This is a genomic window from Peptoniphilus sp. (assembly GCF_034090345.1).
Lineage (GTDB): Bacteria > Bacillota > Clostridia > Tissierellales > Peptoniphilaceae > Peptoniphilus.
In genome coordinates this window covers 1-7,595 of the sequence record NZ_JAXDSS010000039.1, presented here as the reverse complement: position 1 = coordinate 7,595, position 7,595 = coordinate 1, and the positions used below count along the sequence as shown (strand labels likewise).

At 28.9% G+C, this 7,595-nt stretch carries 7 protein-coding genes and 1 pseudogene; 4 read left to right on the top strand and 4 right to left on the bottom strand.

What is annotated here, in order from left to right:
* Nucleotides 1-1,353, bottom strand: a 1,353-nt coding sequence (locus tag SOR77_RS03075; protein WP_320635724.1) for a GspE/PulE family protein, incomplete at its 3' end; no start/stop codon positions are given.
* 2 nt (nt 1,354-1,355) lie between these two features.
* Nucleotides 1,356-3,428, bottom strand: a complete 2,073-nt coding sequence (gene topA, locus SOR77_RS03070) for a type I DNA topoisomerase (RefSeq protein ID WP_320635723.1) — start codon at nt 3,426-3,428, stop codon at nt 1,356-1,358.
* A gap of 154 nt (nt 3,429-3,582) precedes the next feature.
* Here topA and SOR77_RS03065 point away from each other — a divergent pair.
* Nucleotides 3,583-3,867, top strand: a pseudogene (locus SOR77_RS03065) (ISL3 family transposase); the annotation flags it as partial.
* Between the two features lie 208 nt (nt 3,868-4,075).
* Here SOR77_RS03065 and SOR77_RS03060 read toward each other — a convergent pair.
* Entirely contained in the window at nt 4,076-4,570 is a 495-nt protein-coding gene (locus SOR77_RS03060; protein WP_320635722.1) for a hypothetical protein, read from the bottom strand.
* 23 nt (nt 4,571-4,593) lie between these two features.
* The gene (locus tag SOR77_RS03055; RefSeq protein ID WP_320635721.1) at nt 4,594-5,175 is read right to left on the bottom strand and encodes a hypothetical protein; all 582 of its coding nucleotides are present in this window, start codon (nt 5,173-5,175) and stop codon (nt 4,594-4,596) included.
* A 61-nt stretch (nt 5,176-5,236) separates the two neighbouring features.
* On the opposite strand from SOR77_RS03055, the gene SOR77_RS03050 reads away from it, so the two are divergent.
* The 3 genes from SOR77_RS03050 to SOR77_RS03040 all read left to right on the top strand — a co-directional run bounded on the left by SOR77_RS03050 (nt 5,237) and on the right by SOR77_RS03040 (nt 7,457).
* Nucleotides 5,237-5,683: a hypothetical protein gene (locus SOR77_RS03050; protein WP_320635720.1), complete on the top strand. Its 447-nt coding sequence runs from the start codon at nt 5,237-5,239 to the stop codon at nt 5,681-5,683.
* Entirely contained in the window at nt 5,673-6,005 is a 333-nt protein-coding gene (locus tag SOR77_RS03045) for a hypothetical protein (RefSeq protein WP_320635719.1), read from the top strand. Before SOR77_RS03050 ends, SOR77_RS03045 begins: the two co-directional genes overlap by 11 nt.
* A 246-nt stretch (nt 6,006-6,251) precedes the next feature.
* Nucleotides 6,252-7,457 (top strand): ISL3 family transposase, encoded by a 1,206-nt coding sequence (locus tag SOR77_RS03040; RefSeq protein ID WP_320635718.1) that lies wholly within the window; start codon nt 6,252-6,254, stop codon nt 7,455-7,457.
* Nucleotides 7,458-7,595: the final 138 nt, after the last annotated feature.

Below are 7,595 nucleotides of genomic sequence, written 5' to 3'. Positions count from 1 at the left end.
CAAACTATCTTTTAAAGAAACCATATTTTTAGAGCATAACTCTCTAAATTCTCTTAATGATACTTCTTTTACTATTGCTTCTTTCACCTCATCTGTTAATATTAAGATTTCAAAAACTGCAGTTCTTCCAACATATCCATTTCTACACTTTGAGCAACCTTTTGGTTTATAATGAGTCATTTCTTTAGAAAAAATATCAACATACTCTTCAATTGGTTCAGCACATTCACATAATTTTCTGACTAATCTCTGCGAAATAATTCCTATAAGTCCAGCTGATATTAAATAATTTTCTATTCCCATGTCTTTTAATCTATAGATTGCTGAAGGAGAATCATTTGTATGGATTGAGGACAGCACTAAATGTCCAGTTATGGCAGATCTAAGAGCCGTCTGTGCTGTTTCTCTGTCTCTTATTTCCCCTACCATTATCTTATCAGGGTCAAGCCTAAGTATACTCTTTAATCCGTCATTAAAACTTCTGCCAAGTTCTTTATTTATTTCAATTTGATTTATTCCATCTATCTTATACTCAACCGGATCTTCAACAGTTATAATATTTAATTCTCTTGAATATAAGTGATTTAAAATGGTATATAGAGTTGAAGATTTCCCGCTTCCTGTAGGCCCTGATACAAGAAGTAATCCATTTGGTTGCCTTATCAGTTTTTTAACTTTTTCAGCATCTTCTCCAAACAATCCTATTCCATTCATAGTAAAATCTACAGATGTTTTATCTAAAATTCTAAGTACAATTTTTTCTTGTAGTGTAGTTGGAATAATTGCGACTCTTATATCAACAGATCTATCTTCAGTTTTAAAAGAAAATCTCCCATCAAGTGGTTTATTTCTTATCGTATAATCTAAATTTGATATTACTTTTATCCTTGTAGATAACAAATTATAACTTGCTTTAGATATTTTACTAACATCCTGTAAAATTCCATCTATTCTAAGCCTAACAACAACTTCGTTTATTTTAGAATCAAAGTGTATATCAGAAGCTCCTTTTTCAAGTGCGTATTTAATTATATTGTTAAGAGCTATTGCCGCTTCTGAATCACTTTCAAATTCAAGCGAATTTAGATTATAGTTTGAATTTAAAGAAAAATTTAAGATGAGTTTATCTTCATCTAAACTATAAAATTCATTTCTCTTTAAATTCAATAACTCAGAATCAACAACTTCAAATACTATATTTTTATCGAATATAATTTTTAAAGCACTTTCAACATTTCCGTTTAACTCTTCTGTAAAAAAAGTAATACTATCTCTGTCTTCGTTTTTAAATACTACATTATATTTTTCAGAAATTGTCTTTGGAAATTTGACTATAAACTCATCTCTATTCATTTTTATTCCTCTGTTGTTTCCCTATAATCACAATTTTGATTGCTGCACTTTATTCGTTTTTTACCCTTACCTTCCATTTCTGTCAAAATAGAATCACATTTAGGGCACATTTTATCTATTGGTTTATTCCAAGTTACAAAATCACACTCAGGATAATTATCACAACCATAGAACTTTCTACCCTTTTTACTCCTCTTAACTACTATTTCTCCTCCACATTTAGGACATTTTACACCTATTTTTTCAACTAAAGGTTTTGTATTTCTACATTCCGGAAATCCAGGACAAGCTAAAAACTTTCCATATCTTCCCATTTTTATAACCATATTTCTGCCACATTTTTCACATATTACATCAGTTTCTTGTTCTTTTATTTCAACTTTTTCAATATTTTCTTCAGCTTTATCCAAGTCTTCTTTTAGCTTTGAGTAAAAAGAAGATATAACTTCTTTCCATGGTCTTTCTCCATCGGCTATCTCATCAAGGCTTGTTTCCATATTCGCAGTAAAATCTTTATTTATTAAATCAGAAAAATTTTCTGTCAAAATTTCATTTACTGTAACTCCAAGCTCTGTTGGAACAAGTTTCTTTTCATCAATCACTACATAATATCTTGAAAGTAGAGTAGAAATTATAGGTGAATAAGTAGAAGGTCTACCTATCCCATATTCCTCCAAATATTTAATCAGACTAGCCTCATTATACCTTGCTGGCGGCTGAGTAAAATGTTGGTTAGGAATAACTTCTTTAGCTTTTAACATATCTCCTTCATTTAATTCAGGTAGTATATTATCCTTTTCATTTGAATAGTTATATACTCTAGAAAAACCATCAAACTTTATTTGAGAACCTGAAGCTTTAAATATATTATCATTAGATAAAATTTCTAAATTCATTGTTGCATATTGAGCAGGCTTCATTTGAGAACTCACTGTCCTCTTCCAAATCAACTCATATAATTTAAATTGGTCTTTAGTTAAAGAATCTTTTATTAAATAAGGTGTTTTAAATACATCTGTAGGTCTTATACATTCATGAGCATCTTGTACATTAGAGCTCTTATTTTTACTCTTATGAAACTCAAGATATTCTTTACCTATTTCTCCATTTATATAAGCTTCTATTGTTTTCAAAGCTTCATCACTTATTCTAGTTGAGTCAGTTCTCATATATGTTATCAAACCAACTGAACCAACTTTAGGTAAAGTTACCCCTTCATATAAGCTCTGTGCAACCATCATGGTCTTTTTTGTTGTGAACCCAAGTTTTTTAGAAGCTTCTTGCTGCATAGTAGAAGTTGTAAAAGGATTGTAAGGATTCTTCGACCTTGTCCCTTCTTTTATAGAATGTACTATAAAATTTTCCTCATCTATTGTTCTTAAAATTTCCTTAGTTTCTTCTTCATTCGCTAATTCAACTTTTAAACTTTTACCATTTTTAAATTTACCATAAAATTTGGTTTCAAAAGATTTTCTACCTTTTTTTAATATTGCTTCTATAGACCAATACTCTTCTGCTATAAATTCTTCAATTTCTCTTTCTCGGTCACATATAAGTTTTAAAACCACAGACTGAACTCTACCAGCTGATAAACCACTTTTAACTTTTTTCCAAAGTAATGGAGATATTTTATACCCTGCTAATCTATCCAAAACTCTTCTAGCTTGTTGGGCATCTACTAAACTTATGTCAATACTTCTCGGTTTTTTAATATTTTCTTTGACAGTATCTTTTGTTATTTCATTAAAAGTTACTCTTATCGGCTTATCTGGGTCTAGTCCTAAAATATAACTTAAATGCCAAGATATAGCTTCTCCCTCTCTATCGGGGTCAGTTGCCAAGTATATATTGTCACTGTCTTTAGCTTCTTTCTTTAATTCCTTTATTAGAGGACCTTTGCCTCTTATGTTTATATATTCAGGATCAAAATTACCTTCAACGTCAATTCCCAGTCTACTTTTAGGCAAATCTCTTATATGTCCAACTGATGCCATGACTTTATAATTCTTACCTAACATTTTCTTTATTGTCTTCGCCTTTGTTGGCGACTCTACAACGACTAAATTCTTAGTCAAATCAACACTTCCCTCTAAGTATTTTCTTAATCTCTTTATTCATCATATCAAACTACATAAATTCATACAACTTAATTTTAAATATAAGTTGTTTAAATCAAATAACAATAACAGAATATTATAGAGCCAATTTTTCTATTTCTTCTATTTAAAAGAATTGTTCTATCAATATGTTCTTGCTCAACCTACTAAAAAGAGGGCTGAAAAGTGTTTAAATGAATGGATAAGAAGGGCTGAAGAATCCGGTTTAAAGGAATTTAGTTCTTGTATTACTGCTTTTAATAATTGGTTTGATGAGATATGTAGTTCTTTTGATTATCCTTGGTCTAATGGTCCTCTTGAAGGGCCACATACTAAGATAAAGACTTTAAAGAGAAATTGTTTTGGTATGAAAAATTTTAATTTGTTTAGAAAGCGAATTATGCTTTCTTGTAAATAGTTGGTAAAAAAAATATGAAAATTTTTGAAAACTCCTAGGAGTTTTGTTTGCTATGTTTATTTTTAGTGGTTTTTGGTTTATTTTGGTTTAGGATCTATTTTAGCTGCTATGTGTTGATTTTTAAATAATAAGAGAGACTCGTATTAATGAGCCTCCCCAATATTTGACATAGAGCCAAAATTAACTAATCATAAGAATTACTTATAAATTACTTGTATCTAACATAATATGCGGCTCTAACATGTGCGGAAATTTTTGAATTCCCAGGATTATCACAATTTAATTTAATACTAAAATTATAATTGTTAAATGATGTGTTTGCTCCAGATATAAGATCTCTGTAATTAACTCTAAAAACTTTATTAGATTTAGGTTGTATTGTTTCTTCAGAAAGTACATTGTAGCCATTTCTAATAACACAGTCTATTCGAGTATTACCTACATTTTCCACAAAAATATTTAAATATACAGAATCTAAAAGAACTTGTGGAACTGTGAGACTCGCATTTTTGTAAATATTATATACATCATAAATAGTTTCATCCAGTACGACATGCTGCTTATAATTACTAGGTCTATTTTGGGCTTCGAGATTAAATAGTTCTTGTGAATTTACGTTTTCAAAAACTTCCATAGCAAAAGAAGAATTGGGAAACAGCATAATTAATGTTATAAGCAATACGCCTAAATTTTTTTTGATCATTGCAAAAACCTCACTTTCTATAATCAAGAATGACAAGTTTTAGACATGTAATCTCTGAAAAAGTTTCTAATAGTTAGACCCTTTTTAGCGGCATCGTCGCTCCAGTATCTCCAACTATTATTTATAGTGGCTATTAGAGTATTATCACAACTACATTTGAAGTAACCGTATTTCCCATAGCATTTGTCATGTGCCATACATGCTCTATCTAAACCATCCTTAGGATCTTGGCTAAAGTCCATCCCAGAGATTCCAGGTCCACAATAATTCCCCCATATTTTGTAGCCAAATTTATATGCCCTAAGCATATGGTTAGAGTTACTTGAGGTTTGATTTATTTTGTCATTATTGCAATTTATAGAAATACCAACAAGGTCTCTGCCTATTTCAAGTATATCCTCAGATTCTTCATTTATGCGCGCACTTTCTTCATCGAAAAGCAGAAAAGAGCTTCCATTGCTATGGACAATTTTTATGTACTTTTGTGCTTGTTTATAATCTTTTTCAAACTCGTATTCCAGTAGTGAATTGGCAAAAAGATTAATGGGAGCAACAAACAAAATACAAAAAGCAACTAAAACAATTCTTTTAAGTGATTTCTTCATAAGTGACCTCCTTTATTTTATGATATAATTATATCATAAAATAAAAAATTGAGGTGGTTTTATGAAAAAAAATAAGTTGGTAATGCTCTTTGTTCTACTAATTTGTTTTAAATTAGCTTTAGAATTCAGAACAAATATAAGCTTGCAAATCAAAGAAGTTTTATATACAAGAATAGTAACTTCAAATTTCACAAATATAAGTACGGAAAAATTTGTTGAAACTATAAAGAATAATGATGGAAAACATTTAATATTTATCGGAAGAAAGACATGTCCTGATTGTATAAATAATATAAAAAAGATTAAGGTCATTAACGATAAATATAAAAAACAACATTATAATTCTTATTATTATGATGTTGAAGACATAAAGGAGTCAGACTTTAAAAAGAAAGAGTATTTAAATATACTGAAGGATTTAGATATTGATAGTATACCTTCAATTTTAGTTTTGAATAAGAATGAAAAAATATTATTAAAACAGGAGGATATTTCAAATGAAAAATAAAATATTTACGATTTCACTTATATTAACAATAATAGCTTGTATTCCAATCCTTTTTGTAGGCACATCTCAATTATATGGATTTTTAGCGGAATTAAATTATTATATACTTAGTCCATTCTGCTTTCCCACACTAATTTTAATGCCATGGGTTTATAATAATAAGAAATTATATTGGTGGTATATTTTATTATTTCCATTAGCCTGGAATATATTTTTTATTTATTATTTTTTTGAAGGTAACCCTTCTAGTTACATAAGTATAATTTTCTTTATAACAGGGATTTTAGTATCTTTATATTTAAAAAAGGTATTCAAAAAGTGATATAAATTTAGTATCAGATAAAAATAAATTAACACATTAAATTGAAATAAGCTATCTAAACCTATTGGTACTTCAAATCGAAATACTAATAGGTCTTTTTTGTGTTCGATATTTTATTTTATACGGCTCTATAATATCTGTTGGGGAGTAAATCTCTAACAGATATTTTTGTATAAAAAATTGCACTTATATGCATTTAGTCCTAAACTTAAAATAAGTAAAACCAAATTTAGGAGGTGCATATAAGTGCAAAATAATAATATCATGAATTTGTTAGGTTTTAAAGATGTAGTTTTTAATAGTTTGACTGAAGATAATGACTTTGTTCATATCAATGCGTCTGTTACAAAGATGAATGCTTGTCCTCATTGTGGTTCTAAAAAGATTTGGGTTCATGATCATAGAATTCAAAAGATTAGGGATACTCACATCCGAGGTAAGAAATCTTTGATTTTCTTAAAGAAAACTAGGTATGATTGTAAGTCTTGTGGTTGTCGTTTTGAAAGAGAGCTTGATTTTATTGCCAAAGGTCATACTATAACTACTAGGCTTGTTTGTGCTATTGTTTCTGAGTTTGATGAGCTTTATTCTATATCTTCTATTGCTAATAGGTATAATGTTTCTTCAAATACTGTTCTTAGAATTTTAAATTGTTTAAGTGCTTCTAGAGATAGGCTATCAGAAGTATTATGTATAGATGAATTTAAAGGAGACAGTGGAAATATTAAGTATCAGACTTCTCTTCTTAATGGATCTAAACACTCTATCATAGATATCTTACCATCAAGAGATAAGAATACATTGTATGGGTACTTTGAAAAGATACCAAACAAAGAAAGAAACAAAGTAAAATTCTTTGTAAGTGATATGTCTAAAGCATTTAAATCAGTTAAGAAATCATTCTTTAAAAACGCAATACATATCATAGATAGGTACCACTTCATAAGACAAGTTTCCTGGGCATTAGAAAATGTTAGAAAGAGAATACAAAAGGATATATCATCAAAGCTTAGGAAATATTTTAAAAGAAGTAAGAGTTTAATTACAAAACCTGCCTCTAAGCTAACTTCAGAACAAGCTAATGAAGTATCACTTATGATTGAACTGAACAAGGAATTAAAAGAAGCATACAAGTTAAAAGAGTTGTTCTACCAGTATGTACTTAGTCAGCCAAACAAAACTAGAGCTAAAAAAGCTTTAAGAGAATGGATAAAAAGAGCAGATGAATCAAAATTAAAAGAATTTAAATCTTGTATCACTGCTTTTAATAACTGGTTTGATGAGATATGTAATTCATTTGATTACTCTTGGTCAAATGGTCCTCTTGAAGGAACTCATACTAAGATAAAGACCTTAAAGAGAAATTGTTTTGGTATGAGAAATTTTGACTTGTTTAGAAAAAGAATTATGTTTTCATGTAATACTATTATCCTATTAAATCTAGATATATAACCAATCCCTATTGGAGATACTTTTAACCATCTCTTTTGTTAATTTATTTATCGTTTCACACAACCTATCCACTACGTCTGATAATGTGTGGAAAAATTCATTTTTAAATCCCATAGTCCTAATTTGTTTCCAAATCTG